The organism is Gammaproteobacteria bacterium, from assembly GCA_036381015.1.
Classification (GTDB): Bacteria; Pseudomonadota; Gammaproteobacteria; order Steroidobacterales; family Rariloculaceae; genus ZC4RG20.
In genome coordinates, this window is the sequence record DASVDR010000015.1 from 87068 (window position 1) to 104538 (window position 17471).

16 protein-coding genes are annotated in these 17471 nt (G+C 70.4%); 6 read left to right on the plus strand and 10 right to left on the minus strand.

The window, feature by feature from the left end:
* Positions 1-10 precede the first annotated feature (10 nt).
* Positions 11-1138, minus strand: coding sequence for a hypothetical protein (locus tag VF329_06385; GenBank protein HEX7080622.1), 1128 nt, complete (start codon positions 1136-1138; stop codon positions 11-13).
* 105 nt (positions 1139-1243) lie between these two features.
* Complete coding sequence (locus tag VF329_06390; protein HEX7080623.1) at positions 1244-1861, minus strand: class I SAM-dependent methyltransferase; 618 nt, start codon at positions 1859-1861, stop codon at positions 1244-1246.
* A gap of 139 nt (positions 1862-2000) precedes the next feature.
* Here VF329_06390 and VF329_06395 point away from each other — a divergent pair, with 139 nt between their 5' ends.
* Positions 2001-2429, plus strand: a complete 429-nt coding sequence (locus VF329_06395) for a DUF6524 family protein (GenBank protein HEX7080624.1) — start codon at positions 2001-2003, stop codon at positions 2427-2429.
* 32 nt (positions 2430-2461) lie between these two features.
* Here VF329_06395 and VF329_06400 read toward each other — a convergent pair whose 3' ends face one another.
* Positions 2462-3202 (minus strand): SDR family oxidoreductase, encoded by a 741-nt coding sequence (locus tag VF329_06400; protein HEX7080625.1) that lies wholly within the window; start codon positions 3200-3202, stop codon positions 2462-2464.
* Positions 3203-3397: 195 nt separating this feature from the next.
* Here VF329_06400 and VF329_06405 point away from each other — a divergent pair, with 195 nt between their 5' ends.
* Genes VF329_06405 through VF329_06415 form a run of 3 tightly spaced genes read left to right on the plus strand, consistent with a single transcriptional unit; the run spans position 3398 to position 5992 of the window.
* The gene (locus VF329_06405; protein ID HEX7080626.1) at positions 3398-3895 is read left to right on the plus strand and encodes a sigma-70 family RNA polymerase sigma factor; all 498 of its coding nucleotides are present in this window, start codon (positions 3398-3400) and stop codon (positions 3893-3895) included.
* Between the two features lie 15 nt (positions 3896-3910).
* Complete coding sequence (locus VF329_06410) at positions 3911-5299, plus strand: substrate-binding domain-containing protein (GenBank protein HEX7080627.1); 1389 nt, start codon at positions 3911-3913, stop codon at positions 5297-5299.
* A gap of 12 nt (positions 5300-5311) precedes the next feature.
* Positions 5312-5992 (plus strand): secretin N-terminal domain-containing protein, encoded by a 681-nt coding sequence (locus VF329_06415; protein ID HEX7080628.1) that lies wholly within the window; start codon positions 5312-5314, stop codon positions 5990-5992.
* Between the two features lie 79 nt (positions 5993-6071).
* Here the strand turns inward: VF329_06415 and hrpB are convergent, their stop codons facing one another.
* Positions 6072-8654 (minus strand): ATP-dependent helicase HrpB, encoded by a 2583-nt coding sequence (hrpB, locus tag VF329_06420; protein ID HEX7080629.1) that lies wholly within the window; start codon positions 8652-8654, stop codon positions 6072-6074.
* A 125-nt stretch (positions 8655-8779) separates the two neighbouring features.
* Between hrpB and VF329_06425 the strand changes: the two genes are divergently transcribed.
* The gene (locus VF329_06425) at positions 8780-9169 is read left to right on the plus strand and encodes a YciI family protein (protein HEX7080630.1); all 390 of its coding nucleotides are present in this window, start codon (positions 8780-8782) and stop codon (positions 9167-9169) included.
* Between the two features lie 28 nt (positions 9170-9197).
* Here VF329_06425 and VF329_06430 read toward each other — a convergent pair whose 3' ends face one another.
* The 3 genes from VF329_06430 to VF329_06440 all read right to left on the minus strand — a co-directional run bounded on the left by VF329_06430 (position 9198) and on the right by VF329_06440 (position 12806).
* Positions 9198-10538, minus strand: coding sequence for an MFS transporter (locus VF329_06430; protein HEX7080631.1), 1341 nt, complete (start codon positions 10536-10538; stop codon positions 9198-9200).
* Between the two features lie 119 nt (positions 10539-10657).
* Positions 10658-12316 (minus strand): benzoylformate decarboxylase, encoded by a 1659-nt coding sequence (gene mdlC / locus VF329_06435; protein HEX7080632.1) that lies wholly within the window; start codon positions 12314-12316, stop codon positions 10658-10660.
* A gap of 130 nt (positions 12317-12446) precedes the next feature.
* On the minus strand, positions 12447-12806 hold the full coding sequence (locus VF329_06440; protein HEX7080633.1) for a DUF1428 domain-containing protein: 360 nt from the start codon (positions 12804-12806) through the stop codon (positions 12447-12449).
* 203 nt (positions 12807-13009) lie between these two features.
* Here VF329_06440 and VF329_06445 point away from each other — a divergent pair, with 203 nt between their 5' ends.
* A complete protein-coding gene (locus VF329_06445; protein ID HEX7080634.1) occupies positions 13010-13825 on the plus strand; it encodes a DNA-formamidopyrimidine glycosylase family protein in 816 nt (271 codons plus the stop codon).
* Positions 13826-13983: 158 nt separating this feature from the next.
* On the opposite strand, the gene VF329_06450 is transcribed toward VF329_06445, so the two are convergent.
* The 3 genes from VF329_06450 to VF329_06460 all read right to left on the minus strand — a co-directional run bounded on the left by VF329_06450 (position 13984) and on the right by VF329_06460 (position 17374).
* Positions 13984-15318, minus strand: a complete 1335-nt coding sequence (locus VF329_06450) for a helix-turn-helix domain-containing protein (GenBank protein ID HEX7080635.1) — start codon at positions 15316-15318, stop codon at positions 13984-13986.
* On the minus strand, positions 15318-16346 hold the full coding sequence (locus tag VF329_06455; protein ID HEX7080636.1) for a rhodanese-like domain-containing protein: 1029 nt from the start codon (positions 16344-16346) through the stop codon (positions 15318-15320). Before VF329_06455 ends, VF329_06450 begins: the two co-directional genes overlap by 1 nt.
* A gap of 185 nt (positions 16347-16531) precedes the next feature.
* Entirely contained in the window at positions 16532-17374 is an 843-nt protein-coding gene (locus VF329_06460) for an aldo/keto reductase (GenBank protein HEX7080637.1), read from the minus strand.
* Between the last annotated feature and the right edge of the window lie 97 nt (positions 17375-17471).

A 17471-nucleotide genomic window follows, 5' to 3' on the forward strand; every position in this document is an offset into this window, starting at 1 on the left:
GCCCTGCGAATTACTCCCCCAGGTTGATGTTGTAGATCTTCGCGTCCTCGGGCGGCTCCCGATAGACGCTCATGCCCGACGAGCGCGGCGGGATCGGCAGACCCTTCGCAATCGCCTCGGTGACCTGCCGCTCGTAGGCGCGCTCACTGCGCAGCCCCTGTCCCACCGCCGTGTTGCCTTCGTGGCACGAGTACTCGTACATGTAGTAGCCGGGTTGCGTGGTCCACATCGTGCGCACGGTGAACGGCGCGGTGTACGTCTCCGGATCGTCGATCGTGATGCGGTACTCGATCATTTCCGGATCCACGCGCCGGAGGCGCTCCACGGTCCGCAGATTGCGGCTGTGCGGGCCGCCGCCGACGCTCGTCCTGTCCGTGAAGCCGCGGCTCTCGATGACGAGCGTGTCGCCGTCCCAGTAGCCGCGGCCGTTGCCCGTGTACTGGTCGATCCTTTCGTCGAGATGAGGACGGCCGTCGAGCGGAATGATGCGTGTCGCATGAATCATCTCGTACGTGATCGAGACGGCGCTCGGGCTTTGCGCGATGCGGATGCCGTTGCCGTAGATCGCCGCACCCATGCCGCGGTTGATGCCGAGCGCGATGCAGCGATCGTACAGCGAGAAATCCTCGAACGTGTTGAACGGCCCGGAGCCGAAGGTGCCGCGCCCGCCGTTCGCCCGGGCTCGTGCCCGGCCGGCGTCGTTCAGCGGCGGCGTGCGCCCGTCCGGCGGATCGACGACCAACGACGAGAACCCGAACGTGCGCGTGCCCCATTCGTTGCGCAGAAAGGTTTCCTCGTTTACCGCTCGATCGCGTCCGGCTTCCTGGCGCATCGCGCGCTCGAGGAACTGCTCCTCCGTGAGAAACTCCTGCGTGCCGAGCTCGCGAGGCCGGTCGCGCGGGATGCCGCGCATGTCGTCGGTGCTCCACGTGCCTTCGAGGCTCGGATGACCCCACGACGTTCTCGGCGCCTTCCATTCGGGATCGACATACGCCGCGGCGGTCTGCTCGGCCGGAATCCGCCGCGATTCGGGAAGGTCGACCTCGCGGTCGGTGCGCGGCTGCGCGAGAAGCACGGTGGACACCGAGGCCGCAAGCAGCGCCGCAGCGGAGCGAATGGCCGTGTTCTTCGTTCTCATTGGTATTGTTTCCTGGGCTGCCGATCGCCTCGGATATGGTATCACTTCGGCGACGGAACGCTCGCTCCGGGCCGGCCGGCGCGCGGCGGCGAGCGTGCCTCCGGCTCACCGGTAGCGGCTGACCTCGATGCCGCTCCCTATCGGCAGCATCACGCTCGACATGTCTTTCGCCGCGCGCACCCGCCGACGATAGGCGTCGGCGTTCGCGCGCGCGCTCTCGGGGTAGAGCATGTTGTCGGCGACGATCAGCGCCCCGTCGGCGAGCTTCGGGTAAACCGCGTCGAAAGTCGCGGTGTAGAGATCCTTCCAAAGGTCGATCAGCACGAAGTCGAACGGACCGGGGAGCGTCTTCAGCGTCTCGAGGGCATCGCCGACGCGAAACTCGACGTGCTCCGCGAGCCCGGCCTTCTCGAGCTCGGCGCGAGCGTAGTCGACCTTGCGCGGATGGATCTCGAGGCCCGTCACGCGCCCGCCCGTCTCGCGGGCGGCCTCGGCGAGCCAGACAGTGGAGTAGCCGTAGGACGTGCCGACCTCGAGGATCGCCCGCGCCTCGGCTTCCTTGATCAGCAAGTTCACGAACGAGGCGGTGGCCGGACCGATCGGCAGCAGGAGCTCGTCGATGTCGCGCTGCGGCCCGCCCCCCGCGCGGCTCGGCAGCTTCCCGCTTTCCTCGTCGGCCCGCGCCTGATACGCCTTCTTCACCGCTTCGACCTTTGCATCCATGACCGTCCTCGAATTCGTCGGCGGCGCCCACCGCCGGGAAGGGCACTATAGCCGGCCGCGGCGCCTTCACGCACGGCCGATGTCCGCGGACCCGCTTGGCGCTATGCTAAGCGCTCCTGCCGCGGGAGATTAGCCGCAGATGGCCGTTCGATACTTCACGTGGTCGAGTTTCTTCGTGCGGTTGCTGATGACCGCCGTGCTCGTGCTGCTCACCTACAACCCGACAGAGTTCTCGTACATTCACTGGCTCATGCGCGCTTTCGAGAACGACACGCTCGGCGCGCCGCATGCTTTCGCCGGCGTCGTGGTCGCGATCGGCTGGGTGATTCTGCTGCGCGCCACGTTTCGTTCGCTCGGCGGCGTCGGGCTCTTCCTCGGCGCGGCGTTCTTCGGCACCCTCGTTTGGTTCCTGATCAGCGTCGACATCCTGAACCTGCAGGATCCGAGAAGGATCGCCTGGGTCGCGCTCGCGTGCCTCGCGGGGCTCCTGGCCGTCGGGCTTTCGTGGTCGCACATCCGTCGCCGTTTGAGCGGGCAGGTGGACGTCGACGACGTGGACGTCGCTTGAGAAGAGCGCGCCGCCGTGCTCTGCGAGCGCGGCTACTGCGCGAGGTAGCCGCCGTCGACGGCGTAGTACGACCCGGTGACGAACGACGCCTTGTCGGAGCAGAGCCACAGCACGAGCTCCGCCACCTCGTCGGCCTCGCCGAGCCGGCCGATCGGGTGCAGGCCTTCCAGCGCCTTCAGCGTGTCGGCGTCGAGGTTCTCGATCAGCGGCGTCTTGATGAAGCCCGGACCCACGGCGTTCACGCGCACGTTGTCGCGGGCGTACTCGATCGCCGCGTTGCGGGTCAGGCCCACGACGCCGTGCTTGGCGGCCACGTAGGCGGCGGAGTTGCGAAATCCGACTTGGCCGAGGATCGACGCCATGTTGACGATGGAGCCGCCCCCGCGCTTCATCACGGGAATCTGATAGCGCATCCCGTAGAACACGCCGGAAAGGTTCACGGCGATCACCTTGTCCCAGCCTTCGATCGGATATTCGCCGACCGGCGCCATCGGCCCGCCGATTCCCGCATTGTTGACCGCGACGTGGAGCCCGCCGAATCGCTTCACCGCCTCGGCCACGAGCGCGTCGTTGTCCTCGGGCCTGGACGTATCCGCTTTGAAAAACACGGCTTCGGCGCCGCCCGCGCCGATCGCGGCGACGGTGTCGTGTCCGCCTTCCTCGTCGATGTCGGAGACGACGACGCGGGCGCCCGCGGCCGCGAGCTTCCGGGCGACGGCCCGGCCGATGCCGCTTCCGGCGCCCGTGACGACGGCGACTTTGTCTTTCAGCATGACGCGCCCTCCTTCTCGCTCGGCACCCCGCTCCATTTGAGCGCATACCGCGGGCGAGAAGAAATGCGTCGCGCGCCGGATGGGCGGACGCCCCCATGCGCCGCTCCGGGCGGCGGAGCGAGCCGGCCGTGATACCTGTGAAAACCTCGCGTATATAGCGGCATGGGCCTCGAGCGATCGGAACCGGAACGGCTCATGCAATGGGCGCCGGCCGAGGAAGTGGACTGGGACGCGGTGTACGCGGACTACCTGCCGCGCATCTACAACTACTTCCGATTCCGTCTGGGAGTCGAGACCGACGTCGAGGATCTGACCGCACGCACGTTCGAGAAGGCCTGGCGGTCTCGCAGCCGTTATCGGCGCGATCTGGCCGCCTTCTCCACCTGGCTGTTTCGCATCGCGCACAACGTCGGCATCGATCACCTTCGGGCGCGCCGCGAGCACTTGCCGATCGAGGCGGCCGACGATGCGGCCGCCGAGGGAACGCCGGAGGAGGCGGCGGAGCGCGCGTCCGATCTCGCGCGCCTCGCCGAGCTGGCCGCCCGCTTCTCCGAGCGCGACCGCGAGCTGATCGCGCTCAAGTACGGGGCCGGCCTCAGCAATCGGACGATCGCGGGGCTCACGGGGCTCAGCGAAACGAATGTCGGCACGATTCTGCACCGCCTGGTCGTGACGCTGCGGGCGCAGTGGTAGCCGTGGAGCTTGGCGATGGACGACGAGTTTTTGTACCGCCTTCGAAAGAGACCGCCGCCTGAATTCGCCGCGAGGCTGAAGGCCGCGCTCGACCGTCGGGCGCCGGTGCATCGGTTTTCGCCGCGAACGCGTTTTGTCCGCGGAATCGCTGCGGCCGCGCTGGTCGGCGCAGCCGCGGCGTTCGCGGTGCTGATGCTTTCGATGCCGGGGCTTTTCCGCGCCAACGGCGACGGCGCGGGGACGGCCGAGCCGCCGACCGTCGCGCGCGACAAGGGTGAGGGCGGCTCGACGGGCGCAGTCAAGCCGCAATTGCAGTCGAATGCGGGGGGAACGGTGAAGCCGGCCGGCGGCGGGGCGCCGAGCGCCGCGAAACCGTCGGCCGGGAGCGGTGCGCCCGCCGCGGAGACACCGGACTCGGATGCCGACGCGGAGGAGGGAAGCGCGCTCGCGTCGGCCCCCCCCGGCGTGGCTGTCGCGCGCTCTCGTGCCCGCACCGGCGTCTCGATCTCTTCGCAAGCTTATCGTTACGTGCAAGAGACGGCCGAGGGCGCGGGCGTCGATTCGGCCTTCTTCATCGAGAGCACCGCGGACGGCATGGAGGCGTTCTGCGGAGACGTGCGCGGCGTCGCGGCCACGCCCGCAATCGTTCGTTTCGGCCGCCTGAGCGCAGCAGAGCTTGCGGCCTGCGCGACCGCGCCGCTCGGCGAGATCATCGAGATCAAGATCGGCTACGACGCGCTCGTGCTCGGCCGAAGCCACGCCTACGCCGCGTTCCCGCTGTCCGTTCGCCAGGTCTTCCTCGCGCTCGCGCGCGAGGTGCCGGACGACCGCGACCAGGCTCGCGTGACGCCGAACCGGAACCGAAGCTGGAGCGATATCGATCCTGCGCTGCCGTACGAGCCGATCGACGTCGTCGGCCCTGCGGCCGACTCGGTGCTCGGCGAAAGCTTGATCACGCTGCTCGAGGCCGGCTGCCGTAGCTTTCCGGAGCTGCTCGCGCTCGAGCAGTCGGACGACGTGCGCTACGAGCGCGTGTGTCGCACGCTTCGCGACGACTCGGCCTACGACGAGATGTCGGAAGGCTTCGAGCTCCTCCAGCGGATCGAGACGTACCCGAACGCTTTCGGCGTCGTGAGCTTCGCGTTCTTCGACGGCAATCGTGACAGGCTCGATGCTGCGCCGCTCGGCGGCGTGGAGCCGTCGCTCGAGGTCCTGGCCGACGGCAGCTATCCCGCTTCGCGCACGCTCTATCTCTACGTCCGCGAGCGCGCGCTCGCGGCGCGCGCCGACGTGCGGCAGCTCGTCGACTTCCTCGTGTCATCCGATTTTGCGTTGACCCCGCCGGCCGAGGACGAGCGCCGGGAGATCCGTGCGCTACTGTCCGAGGCTTCTTCCCGGCTCTAGACGGAGAACGACATGAATGTGAAGACGATCGAGGCGGCCGCGGCCGCAGCGTTGATCCTGGGTCTGCACACGGGCGCCGCGCTCGCGCAGCAAGCGCCGCCGGAAGAGCCGCCGGCGACGGCCGAGGCGGAAGGCGGCCCGGAAACGATCCCGTTGATCGAGCTCATCGAGGGCGTCGCCGAGCGCAGCGGCCGCAACTTCATCGTCGACCCGCGCGTTCGCGCGGAGGTGACCCTGATCGGGCAGGACCCCGCGGACGTCGACTACGACGGTTTGCTCGCGATCCTGCAAGTGCACGGATACGCGGCGATTGCGACCGGGGACTACGTGCGGATCGTGCCGGACGCCTTTGTCCGCTCGCAGGCCATCCCGGTCGCCTCCGGCGAGTCCGACGCTCGGGACCTCGAGTACGTGAGCAAGGTGATCGAGGTCCGCGGCGGGCCGGCGCCTCAGCTCGTCCCGCTGCTGCGGCCGCTCATGCCGATGCAGGCGCATCTCGCGGCCGACGTTTGCCGCAATGCGCTGATCGCCGTCGACACGGCCGCGAACATCGCGCGCATCGAAGCGCTCGTCGCGGCGCTCGACACGGGCGAGACGTACGAGCCGCCGAGCTGCGAAGCGTTTTCGCGGCTTCCGGCGCCGGGGCCCCGCGGCGGCGAGCGCGGGCCGAGGCGGGGCGACGCCGAGGGGTGAGCTTGCCGCGACCGATCGGCGGCCCGAGGATGCGCGTGCGGAAGATCTTCGGCGGAAAATTCATGGCCGGCCCGCAGCTTCATGTCCGCGACCTCGGATCTTCCGGCCAGTGGTGCTTCGGGTAGCGGCCGCGGAGGTCCTTGCGCACTTCGGCGTAGGCGCCGCTCCAAAAGCTCGCAAGATCGCGGGTGATCTGCACGGGACGCTGTGCCGGCGACAGCAGCTTGAACGTGATCGGCACGCGCCCTTCGCCGATCCGCGGGCTTTCTTCGAGCCCGAACACTTCCTGGAGGCGCACGGCCACGACGGGCGCGTTCTCGTCGCGGTAGTCGATCCGGATCCGTGCGCCGCTCGGGACTTGGAGGCGGCTCGGCGCGAGCTCGTCGAGGCGGCGCATCCGCTCCCACCCGAGGCGCGCGGCGAGCGCGTCGACGAGCGGGAGCCGCGCGAGATGCTCGCGGCGCGTGACGCCGTCGAGCCACGGCCCGAGCCAGTCGTCGAGCGATTGCGCGAGCGACGCATCGTCCATCGGCGGCCACGAGCCGGTCTCGTCGAGACCGAGCGCGCGGGCGAACTCGACGCGCGCCTGGAGATCGCGTGCCTCGCGCGTCCACGGCAGCGCGTCGAGGCCGAGCGCGCATAGACCCGCGAGCATCGCGGCGCGGGCGGCTTCGGCCGGCACGTCGGGCAGCGGCTTCTCGTCGATCACGACCGCGCCGAGCCGGACGGTGCGCCGCGCGATCACGGCTTGCTCCCGCCGGCTCCACTCGACGGACTCGCCGTGCTCGAGGTCGGCGGCGAAGTGCGTCTCGAGATCCGCTTTCGCGATCGGCGCGGCAAGCAGAATGCGCGCGTCTCGGTCGCGATCGTCGAGATCCACGGCCACGAGATACTCCTCGCGGGCGAGCGGCTGACCCTCCGCGAGCGCCGCGCCGCGGCCGTTCGCGAGCGTATAGCGCGCGCCGGGACCGGCGCGGCGCCGACCGATGCGGTCGGGATAGGCGAACGCGAGGAGCACGCCGGCGAGCGCGTCGTCGACGCCGCCCGCGGTCGGCCCGGCGCGTCGTCCCCGCTCGCGCTCTCGTCGGAGTCGCCGCTGCGGCTCGCCGGCGAAGCGCCGCTCGAGCTCGCGCGCGAAGCGAAGCGCGCGTTCGATCGGGCCTTGTCGGGATCTCGACTCGAGCAGAGCGAGACGCGTGCGGACATCGGCGTCCTGTGCGGCTTCGGCGCCGCGCAGCAGATCGCGATCGGACAGAAGCGCCGCGAGCCGGGCGGCGAGGGGCACGGCGCCGAGCGCTTCGGCCTCGAGGAGCATGTGCGCGAGCCGCGGATGCACGCCGGCGGCCGCCATCGCGCGGCCGTGCGCCGTCACGCGGCCGGCTCGATCGAGCGCGCCCAAGCGTCGCAGCAGGTCGCGTGCGCTCGCGAGCATCGCTTCCGGCGGCGGATCGAGCCAGCGCAGCGCGCGCGCATCCGTCACGCCCCAGCTCGCGAGCTCGAGCGCGAGCGGCGCGAGGTCCGCGGCGAGAATCTCCGGCGGCGTGGCCGGCGCGAGGCTTCGATGCGCCGTTTCGCTCCACGCGCGGTAGCAGACGCCCGGCGCGGTCCGTCCCGCGCGTCCCTGCCGCTGCTCGGCCGACGCGCGGGAGATGCGCTGCGTCTCGAGCCGGCTCATGCCGGTCGACGGGTCGAACAGCGTGCGCCGCACGAGCCCCGAATCGACGACGACGCGCACGCCTTCGATCGTGAGGCTCGTCTCCGCGATGTTCGTCGCGAGCACGATCTTGCGCGTGCCGGGCGGGCTCGGCTCGAGGGCGGCATCCTGCGCCGACGGATCGAGATCGCCGAAGAGCGGCAGGACGTGCACACGGAACGGCGTGCCCGACGAGTCGGAGGCCGAGGCGCCGTGACCTGCGGTCCCCGCGCTCCGCGGCTCGCTCGATTCGAGGAGGCGTTGCACGTTGCGAATCTCCCGTGCGCCCGGGAGGAACACGAGGACGTCGCCGTCGGTCTCCCGCAGCGCACGTCGCACGATGCGCTCGGTGACGGTCTCGGGGGGCATCGGCGGGAGCCCTCGTCCGACGAAGCGCGTCTCGACCGGAAACCTTCGCCCTTCCGCAGTGACCACTCGCGCGTCGCCGAGCAGCGCGGCGACCGGCTCGACGTCGAGCGTCGCGGACATCACGAGGAGGCGCAGCTCGGGCGCGAGCGCGTCGCGCGCGTCGAGCGTCAGCGCGAGCCCCAAGTCCGCCTGCAATGCGCGCTCGTGGAACTCGTCGAAGATGACGAGCGCGACGCCCTCGAGCGCGGGGTCCGCTTGGAGCATCCGCGTGAGCACGCCTTCGGTCACGACCTCGATCCGGGTCGCGCGCGAGACGCGCGTGTCGAGCCGCATCCGATAACCGACGAGCCCGCCGACGTCCTCGCCGAGGGAGCGCGCGATCCGGCGCGCGATCGCCCGGGCCGCGAGCCGGCGCGGCTCGAGCATCACGATCCGCTTGCCGCGTGCCCAGGGCTCGTCGAGCAGCGCCGGCGGGACGACCGTGCTCTTGCCCGCGCCGGGCGGCGCGTGAAGCACGACGGCCGTGTGCGCGGCGAGCGCGGCGCGCAGCGCGGGAAGCGCTTCGTGGATCGGCAGCTCGGGTGAAGGACGATCGGCCACGGCTCGGCGCGGGACAGGCGAAGGCTCGTAACGATAACGTCGGTGGAGCGCGGCGTCATCGTCGCGCTGTCGAATTCCCCTGCCGCTGAACGACTACCTTGGAGCGGGACGAAAAGGAGACCGGAATGAAGTACCTGTGCCTCGTCTACGAGGAGGAAGAGACCCTGAACACGCTGTCGCGGGCCGAGTGGGATGCGCTGCGGCGCGAGACGATGGACTACGTGAAGGCGCTCCGCGACCGCGGACAGCTGCTCGTGGCCGAGCCGCTGCAAAGCGTCCGAACGGCCGTCACCGTGCGGGTGCGCGGCGGAAAGCTGTCGATGACCGACGGGCCGTTCGCGGAGACGAAGGAGCAGCTCGGCGGATTCTTTCTGATCGACGCGAAGGACCTGAACGAGGCGCTCCAGATCGCATCGCAATGGCCTTCGGCGCGCTTGGGCAGCATCGAGGTGCGGCCGGTGGAGGCGCAGCTTCGCGACGAAGGCCGCTACGCGCCGCTCGCACGCCGGGCCTGACGGGCTCGCGGGCTCCGCAAGCCGCGCTTCAAACGACCGGGCCCTCCATCGGGCGTGCCTCTAACGCCTCGACCGGCGCGGCGAACCGCGCCGACGTCTCTCGAGCGGTGACCACCGCGCCCACGGCCGCGACGCAGATCAGCACGAAGTAAGCGATGACCCAGCCGAGCTCGCCTCCGGACATCGCGAGGAGCGACGCGGAGATCACCGGCATGAGCCCGCCCCCGAGAATCGTGCCGAACTGGCGGCCGAGCGAGACGCCGGACAGCCGCAGCCGCGGATCGTCGAACAGCTCCGCGTAGAAGCTTCCGGTGACGGACAAGGACATCGGCTGCAGGATCGCGCCGGGAATGGCCATCGCGAGCACGATGATCGGCGCGCTGGCGGTCCCGAGCATCGGGAAGAACACGAGGAGCACGTAGAGGGCCGCGAGCGAATAGGCGGCGCCGAGCAGCGGCCGGCGGCCGATCCGATCCGAGAGGCCGCCGAAGAGCGGGTTCGTGACGATGCCGATCGCATTGCCGAGCACGACGCCGCCGAGGAGCAGGCCGTTCGGGAGGCCGAGGGTCTGGAGCCCGTACGAGAGCCCGAACACGGCCGTGAAGTAGAAGGTGGAGGACTCCGCCATCGCGCAGAACAGCACCTGCAACGCCGGAATCTTGCGGCGCCGGAGCACCGCGAGGAGCGGAACGCGCTCCGCCTTGTCGCGCTCGATCGCGGCCTGGAAGATCGGCGACTCGGCGACCTTCAATCGCACATAGAGGCCGACGGCGAAGATCACGGCGCTCGCGAGGAACGGCAAGCGCCAGCCCCACGACACGAGCTGCTCGTCCGGCAGCGCGCCGACCGCGAACGCCGCGAGCGCGCCGAGAACGGTGCCCGCGGCCCCGCCGCTTTGCACGAACGCGGCGAAGAGGCCGCGCCGATGGCCCGGGGCGCTTTCCATCGCGAGCAACGGACCCGCGCCGGACTCGCCGCCGAGCGCGAAGCCCTGAATGAACCGCAGGCTCACGAGGATGATCGGCGCGGCAATGCCGATCTGCGCGTAAGTCGGCGTGAGGCCGATCAGCGTGGTGGCGGTGCCCATCAGCACGAGGGTCGTGACCATGATCGGCTTGCGCCCGATGCGGTCGCCGAAGTGCCCGAAAAACAGCCCGCCGACCGGCCGCGCGGCGAAGCCGACGGCAAACACGCCGAGCACGGCGATCGTGCCGATCATCGGATCGAGGCTCGGGAAGAACAGGCGGTCGAAGACGAGCGGCGCGAGGAAGCCGTAGAGGAGAAAGTCGTACCACTCCATCGTCGTGCCGATAAAGCACGACCAGAGCATCCGCTTGTTCGGCCCGCTGATCGCTTCGCGCGTCGTCATCGCTCCCCCCGCCCCAAAAAAGGTGTCAGACACCTTTTTCTCGAGACACCAGAGATGTGTCTGACACCCCTTTTCCGAGGAAAAGGTGTCTGACACCTTTTTTCCGGACACCGTTTTGCTCAAATATGCAGCTCGAGCGGCGCCGCGACGACGCGGACGTCGACGACGATCGGGCCGCTCGAGCGGAGCGCGTCGCGCAGCACGCGCTCGAGATCCTCCGCGCGCTCGACGCGCACGCCTTCGCAGCCCTGCGCTCTCGCGAGGCCGACGAAGTCGAGCGACGGCAGCCGCGTGCCGACCGCACGCTCGATGCCGAAGTGCCCGGCGAATTGGTCGAGCGCCGCGTAGCCTTCGTTGTTCACGATGACGATCGTCATCGGCAGCTTCATTTGCGCCGCGGACCACAGCGCCTGGATCGCGTACATCGCCGAGCCGTCGCCGAAAAGCCCGATCACGCGCCGCTCGTGTCCGCGCGCCATCGCGATCCCGACGGCGGCGGGCAGGCTGTGCCCGAGCCCGCCGCTCGCGCAGGTATAGAAGCTCTCCGGCCGATCGATCGGCAGATAGGCTTGCATCGTCACGCGGCTCGACGGGGATTCCTCGACGATGATCGCGTCCGCCGGCCGCACGGCGGCGAGCGTCTGCATCAGATAAGGAACGGTGAGGGCGCCTTGCGCGTCGACGCGCGGCGGTGCGCCCCGCCCATGGGGAGCCGGCCGCGGCGGCGGAGCGGGGCGCGCGAGAAGATCCGCGAGGCCCAGCCGGATGCTGCAGACGATCGACGTGCCGACCGGCGTCCACGCGGCCATGTCCGGGTCGTCGGTCAGCTGAAAGAGCGCCGCGCCCGGCGGCACGTGCGGCCCGAAGCCCTCGACGTGATACGTGAACGCCGGCGCGCCGACCACGAGCACGAGGTCGTGGCCGTCGAGGCATTGCACGAGCTTCTCGCGGCTCGCGGGCAGGAAGCCGGCGAAGAGCGGATGCGTCTCGGGGAAGCTGCATCGCGACGACATCGGGCTCACCCAGACGAGCGCCCGATGGCGCTCCGCGAGCGCGACCATCTCGGACCACGCGCCGTCGCGATCGACGGCCGCCCCGACCACGAACACCGGTCGCGAGGCCCGATCGAGCGCCGCGCCGGCCTCGTCGATCGCAGCAGGGTCGGCGCGCAGCGCCTGCGAGACGCGGTGCGGCGCGGCGGGCTCCGCGACGCGATCCCAGTCGTCGACCGGGATCGACACGAACGTCGGCCCCCGCGGCGGCTGCATCGCGACGTGGTAGGCGCGGGCGATCGCGGCAGGCACGTCCTCGGCCCGGGCCGGCTCGTTGCTCCACTTCACGTACGGCTTCGGCAGCTCCGTGGCCTCCGCGGCGAACAGGAACGGCTCGTACGGCAGGATCGAGCGCGCCTGCTGCCCGGCCGTGATCACGAGCGGCGTGCGGTTCTTGTAGGCGGTGAAGACGTTCGCCATCGCGTGCCCGACGCCGGCCGCCGAATGGAGATTCACGAGTGCCGCGTTGCGCACGGCCTGCGCATAGCCGTCCGCCATGCCGACGACGACGGCCTCCTGCAAGCCCAATACGTAGCGGAAATCGCTCGGAAAGCCGCGGAACATCGGGAGCTCCGTGGAGCCCGGGTTGCCGAAGATCGTCGTCATGCCGAGCGTGCGAAGCAGCTCGATCACGGCCTCGCGAACGGTGACCCGCCCCGCGGCCGCGGGGGCCTCGACCGCCGGCGCGCCGGGCGCCCCGGATGTTTTCGTTCGCGCGTTCGCCATCGTGCTCCGCTCGTCCTGTCCGCAGGCGAGTTTACGCCGTGGGCGGACGATCTGTCGTCCCGAGCCGCTTGGTCCACGTGCGCACCCGCGGCCGGGTCGATCGCGCGGCCGAGCAGTCGGGCGCCGTCCGCTACATCTCGACGATCGACGTGAACCCGCCGTAGATCATGCGCTTCGCGTCGAACGGCATCGTCGACAAGTCCATGCTCTTGATGCGCGGGTCCTCCATGACCTTCGCATTCACTCGATCGCGCTGCTCGCGCGACTCGTAGACGATCCACGAGAACACCACGGTCTCGTTCGGCTCGAGCTTGACGGCCTGCGGGAACGACGTGTGCTCGCCGGGCTTCACGTCGTCGGCGACGCACTCGTGGAACTCGAGCGCGCCGTGCTCGCGCCAGACCTTGCCGGCATCCTGGGCCATCTTTCGATACTCCTCCACGCGGTCCTTCGGGACCGGCAATACGAAACCGTCGACGTATTTGGCCATGGTCGTGCTCCTGTACCTGTGTTGGCGAGCCTGCTCCGTGGGCCCGTGAAACCCTACTTGTACTCCGGATCTCGCGTGCCCGCTCGCCGGGTAGTCGTCCGGCCGCGAGCGATTTCGACGAGGGCGCGCCGGCGCTCGGTCGCACGGGTGGCCCGGAACTTGCTGGTCCTCGGCGTTCCGTTCCGCCGCGCGCACCTACCGCCATGCCCGAGCTGCCGGACGTCGAGAACTACGGCCGCTACCTCGAGCGGCACGGCCTGAACAAGCGGATCGACGACGTGACCGTCGCGTCCGCGAAGATCTTGAAGGGCGTCTCCGCGGCGGAGCTTCGCCGGCTGCTGAAAGGCCACCGGCTGAAGCGTACGCGGCGCCACGGCAAGCGGCTCTTCGCGGCCACGGACGACGGGCGCTGGCTCGCGTTTCATTTCGGGATGACGGGACGCTTCGACCATTTCCGGGACGGCGAGGAAGACCCGAAATACGATCGCGTGCGCTTCGATTTCGCCGGAGGCGAGCATCTCGCCTACGTCAATCCGCGGCTCCTCGGGCGCATCGAGCTCGCGGGCGACGCGGATGAATTCATTCGCGGCAAGGCGCTCGGTCCCGACGCGCTCGCCGTCGACGAGAAGACGTTCCGCGAGCGGCTCGCGAGGAAGCGGGGCGCGATCAAGAGCGTGCTGATGGATCAGAGCGTCGTCGCCGGGATCGGGAACGTCTACTCGGACGAGATCCTTTTCCACGCGAAGCTGCACCCGCGCACGCCGGTCGACGATCTCGACGACCGCGCGTTGAAGCGGCTGTATCGCGAGATGCGCCGCGTGCTCGCGACTGCGGTTCGGAAAGGCGCCGGAGCCGAGGACTTCGAGCAGCGTGCGCCGAAAGGATGGCTGCTCCGCCGCCGCAAGAAGGGCGAAAGCTGCGGCGCGTGCGGCGGGAAGGTCGCGACACTGAAAATGCACGGGCGCACGGCGTACTTCTGCCCGACGTGCCAGCCCGAAGGGCGAAGGGCCGCCGACTAGCGGCCGGCCGCCGTGTCGGCGCTCTGATCGCCGCGCACCTGTGTAGCGCGCAACACCGCGCGCTCCCGCCGCACGAACTAGACGCGTAGCACGGCCGCTTCGGGCCCAGGCACCTCGCCCGTCTCGCGCTGCCTGCCGTTACCCGTCTCGCGCTGCCGCTACCCCGCGTCCTCCCTGAGGCTCGCCCACAGGTGGAACGTCGCGAGGCTCCGGTACGGCGCGAACGGCCGCATCAGCGCCTCGACCTCGCTCGGACCGGGCCGCGCGGCGCTTCCGGTCACCTTGTGGAGCGCGGCCGCGAGCGCGACGTCGCCGACCGGCGCGCAGTCGGCGAAGCCCGCGCCGCGCATCAGCACGTAGCGGGCGGTCCAGATGCCGATGCCGCGAAGCTTCGTCAGCGATTCCTCGGCGGTCACGGCCGAGCCTTCCGCGAGCGCCTCGCAGTCGAGGGCGCCCGCGGCGACCGCGCGTGCGGTGTCGAGGAGATACTCCGCCTTCGATCGCGAGTAGCGCCGCGCCGCGAGCGCCGAGACGTCGACGTCCGCGAGCCGAGCGGGCGTCGGGTGCGCGATCATGCCGTCGATCCGCTCGCCCGCGAGAGCGAGCATCTCGCGGCGGAGCGCGCTCGCGAACGCGAGATTGATCTGCTGGCCGATGATCGCCCAGCAGAGCGCGTCGAAGACGGTCGGCGTCAGCGGCAGGCGCAGGCCGCGACGCTTCGCGACGAGGGGCGCGAGATGCGGGTCGCGTCGCGCGAGCGATTCGAAGGCCGCGACGTCCGCCGTGAGGCCGAGCATCCGCAGCGCGATCGCGTGGAGGCGACCCATCCGCGCCGGACCGAGGCGGCGGGGCGAATGCACTCGGCAAACCGCGCGCCGAGCGCCGAGCTCGATCTCGAGGATCGCGGGACCGTCGGGCGCGGCGAGCGCCTTGAAGACACGCGCGCCGTCGACGCGCTCGCACGGGCTTTCCGGATCGCGCGCGTGATAGGCGAGCACCTCGCGGGCGCGGTAACGGGCCGGCAGGCGCAGCACGAAGGCGTCGGCGCGCGCGAGCGCGCGATAGTCCTCGGGGCTCAGTCGTGCGAGCGCGAGGAAGACGCGCCGCAGCTCCGCTTCGCCGGCAAAACCGGCGGCCACTGCGACGTCCGCGACGCTGTCCCGCGTCTCGAGCAGGCGGCGGGCGGCCGAGCGGACGCGCTCGCGGGCGAGCCAGGCGGCCGGGGTCATGTGCGCGTGCGTGCGCAGCAGCGCCGTGAGCGCACCGCGGCCGAGGCCGGCGGCGCGCGCGAGGGCGCTGGGGGCTACCGGCGCTTCGCCGCTTCCGCCGGCGAACGCTGCGCGCACCTGCGTCGCGAGGGCGGCGAAACGAGCTGCGCCGTCGATGTCGCCGCCGCGGGGATCGGCCTGCGGCGCGGCCGGTTCGGCGCGAGCGCGTCCGGCTTTTCGGGCCGAGCGCTTCCCGGGCGGCGTGTCGCTATCGTCGCGTGCCACTAGGTCTCGAGCGGGAAGCCGCGCTCGCGCCACGCCTCCATGCCGCCGTCGAGGGCGGCCGTGCGCAGGAATCCGAGCTCGCGCAGCGTCGCGGCGGCGAGCGTCGAGATCTTGCCGAGCTCGCAGACGGTGACGATGCGCCACGTCGGATCGGCCAGCTCCTCGTTGACGCGGAGCTCGAGCTGGCCGCGCGGGAGGTGGCGCGCGCCGGGCACATGCCCGGCGGCAAATGCCTCTCTTTCGCGCACGTCGAGCACGACGAGATCCGGATCGCGCCGCTCGACCCGACGCTGCAGCTCCTCGAGCGACATGAACGGCGTCTTCTCCGCGGCTTCGGCGAGCAGCCGATCGACCGTTTTGCCGCCCGTCATGTTCGTGCGCAGCGCCTCGGTCAGGTGCGTCGGCGCCGAGAGGTTCAGCCGGCGCATCATCTCGACGAACGCCTCGCGGTCGCGCTGCTGCAGGCGCGGGTTCGTCGCGAGCTCCTCGCCGATCGTGCTCGATTTGCGCCCCTTGTAATCGTGCGCCGGGAACACCTTGAGCGACGCGTCGAGCGTCAGCACACCGTTGAACAAGCTGTCGTACAGCGCTTCGGGATCTCCCGTCGGCAAATCCGTGCGGCCGGTGGCGCCGATCAGAAGCGTGTCGCCGGTGAACACGCGGTCGCCGGCGACGAGGCACATCGAGTCGCGCGTGTGCCCCGGCGTGTGCATCGCCTGCAGCCGCAGCGTCCCGACCGCGAGCATGTCGCCGTCCTGCAGGCGCAGATCGGCGTGCGGCGCCGGGCTCGCGTGATGCATGACGACCGGGACGCCGAGCGTCCTGCCGAGGTGGCGGGCCGCGGAGAAATGATCGGCGTGCGTGTGCGTGTCGATCACGTAATGGATGCGTAGACCATCGCGTGCGGCCGTCGCCTGATAGCGATCGATCTGCCTGATCTCGGGGTCGATGAGCGCGGCCGCACAGGTTTCCGTGCAGCCGATCAGGTAGGACTGGCATCCCCCGGTAGCGATTTGCTCGAAGATCATCGTGGCGCTCCGAGGCGGGGCGATGCGCGAACTGTAGCACCGGAGGACGCCGGCGTGGCGTCGGGGGAACCACCTCGCCGCCGTTTCCTGGGCGCGAAGCGGCCGCGCTGCGTGGCGACTGCGTGCGGCGGGGCGTACGTCTACGGTCCGGCGGGGCGTATGGCGTTGCGCCGCTCGGCGCCGGGTCACAGCGTCGGCAAGCCGCGCCTCGGTCGGACGGGGAACGCGCCGTCGAGCTCGCGCATCTCGGCGGGCGTGAGCTCGATCTCGCCCGCGTCGGCATTCTCGAGCACGTGCTCGACGCGCGCGGCTTTCGGGATCGCGAAGACGCCGCCTTGCTGCACGAGGAAGGCCAAAGCGAGCTGGTAGGGGCTCACTCGCCGCCGCTCGGCGATCGACGCGAGCACGCGGCCGCCGCCGCTGCGGGTCGACGGGAATCGGCCGCTGCCGAACGGGCTGTAAGCCACGACGGCGACGCCGTGCTCGCGGCACCACGGGACCACGCGCTCTTCGATCGAGCGCTCCTTCAGATGGTAGAGCACCTGGTTGCAGGCGATGCGGCCCTCGCCGACGATCCCGACCGCTTCCTCGAGGTCGTCGACGTCGAAGTTGCTGACGCCGTACGCCCTGATCTTGCCGGCCGACTCGAGCGCCTCGAACGCGCGGAACGTCTCCTCGAGCGGGATCGTGCCGCGCCAATGGAGGAGATAGACGTCGAGGCGGTCGGTGCCGAGCCGCTCGAGGGAGCGGTCGCAAGCCTTCAGCGTGCCGGCGTAGGACGCGTTCGACGGCAGGACCTTCGAGACGAGGAAGATCTCGTCGCGGCGGCGCCGGACGATCGGCGCGATCATCCGCTCGACGCGTCCGTTGCCGTAAAGCTCGGCCGTGTCGATGTGCGTCATGCCCGCGTCGAGACCGGCGTCGAGCGCGGCCAGCGCTTCGGCCTCGTCGTCGTGCTCGAGGTTCCACGTGCCCTGACCGACGAGCGCGACGTCGACACCGGTCCGTCCGAAAGGCGCCTTCCTCATGCGCCCGAGCGTATGACCCGGGCGCCTGCGGGGTCAATTGCGCCGACTACGCCCAACGAGAAAAGGTGTCAGACACGATTTCGGCCAAAAAGGTGTC

Coding starts and splice junctions, on each gene's coding strand:
- VF329_06385 (HEX7080622.1), bottom strand. CDS start 1,138: ATGAGAACGAAGAACACGGCCATTCGCTCCGCTGCGGCGCTGCTTGCG.
- VF329_06390 (HEX7080623.1), bottom strand. CDS start 1,861: ATGGATGCAAAGGTCGAAGCGGTGAAGAAGGCGTATCAGGCGCGGGCC.
- VF329_06395 (HEX7080624.1), top strand. CDS start 2,001: ATGGCCGTTCGATACTTCACGTGGTCGAGTTTCTTCGTGCGGTTGCTG.
- VF329_06400 (HEX7080625.1), bottom strand. CDS start 3,202: ATGCTGAAAGACAAAGTCGCCGTCGTCACGGGCGCCGGAAGCGGCATC.
- VF329_06405 (HEX7080626.1), top strand. CDS start 3,398: ATGCAATGGGCGCCGGCCGAGGAAGTGGACTGGGACGCGGTGTACGCG.
- VF329_06410 (HEX7080627.1), top strand. CDS start 3,911: ATGGACGACGAGTTTTTGTACCGCCTTCGAAAGAGACCGCCGCCTGAA.
- VF329_06415 (HEX7080628.1), top strand. CDS start 5,312: ATGAATGTGAAGACGATCGAGGCGGCCGCGGCCGCAGCGTTGATCCTG.
- VF329_06425 (HEX7080630.1), top strand. CDS start 8,780: ATGAAGTACCTGTGCCTCGTCTACGAGGAGGAAGAGACCCTGAACACG.
- VF329_06430 (HEX7080631.1), bottom strand. CDS start 10,538: ATGACGACGCGCGAAGCGATCAGCGGGCCGAACAAGCGGATGCTCTGG.
- mdlC (HEX7080632.1), bottom strand. CDS start 12,316: ATGGCGAACGCGCGAACGAAAACATCCGGGGCGCCCGGCGCGCCGGCG.
- VF329_06440 (HEX7080633.1), bottom strand. CDS start 12,806: ATGGCCAAATACGTCGACGGTTTCGTATTGCCGGTCCCGAAGGACCGC.
- VF329_06445 (HEX7080634.1), top strand. CDS start 13,010: ATGCCCGAGCTGCCGGACGTCGAGAACTACGGCCGCTACCTCGAGCGG.
- VF329_06455 (HEX7080636.1), bottom strand. CDS start 16,346: ATGATCTTCGAGCAAATCGCTACCGGGGGATGCCAGTCCTACCTGATC.
- VF329_06460 (HEX7080637.1), bottom strand. CDS start 17,374: ATGAGGAAGGCGCCTTTCGGACGGACCGGTGTCGACGTCGCGCTCGTC.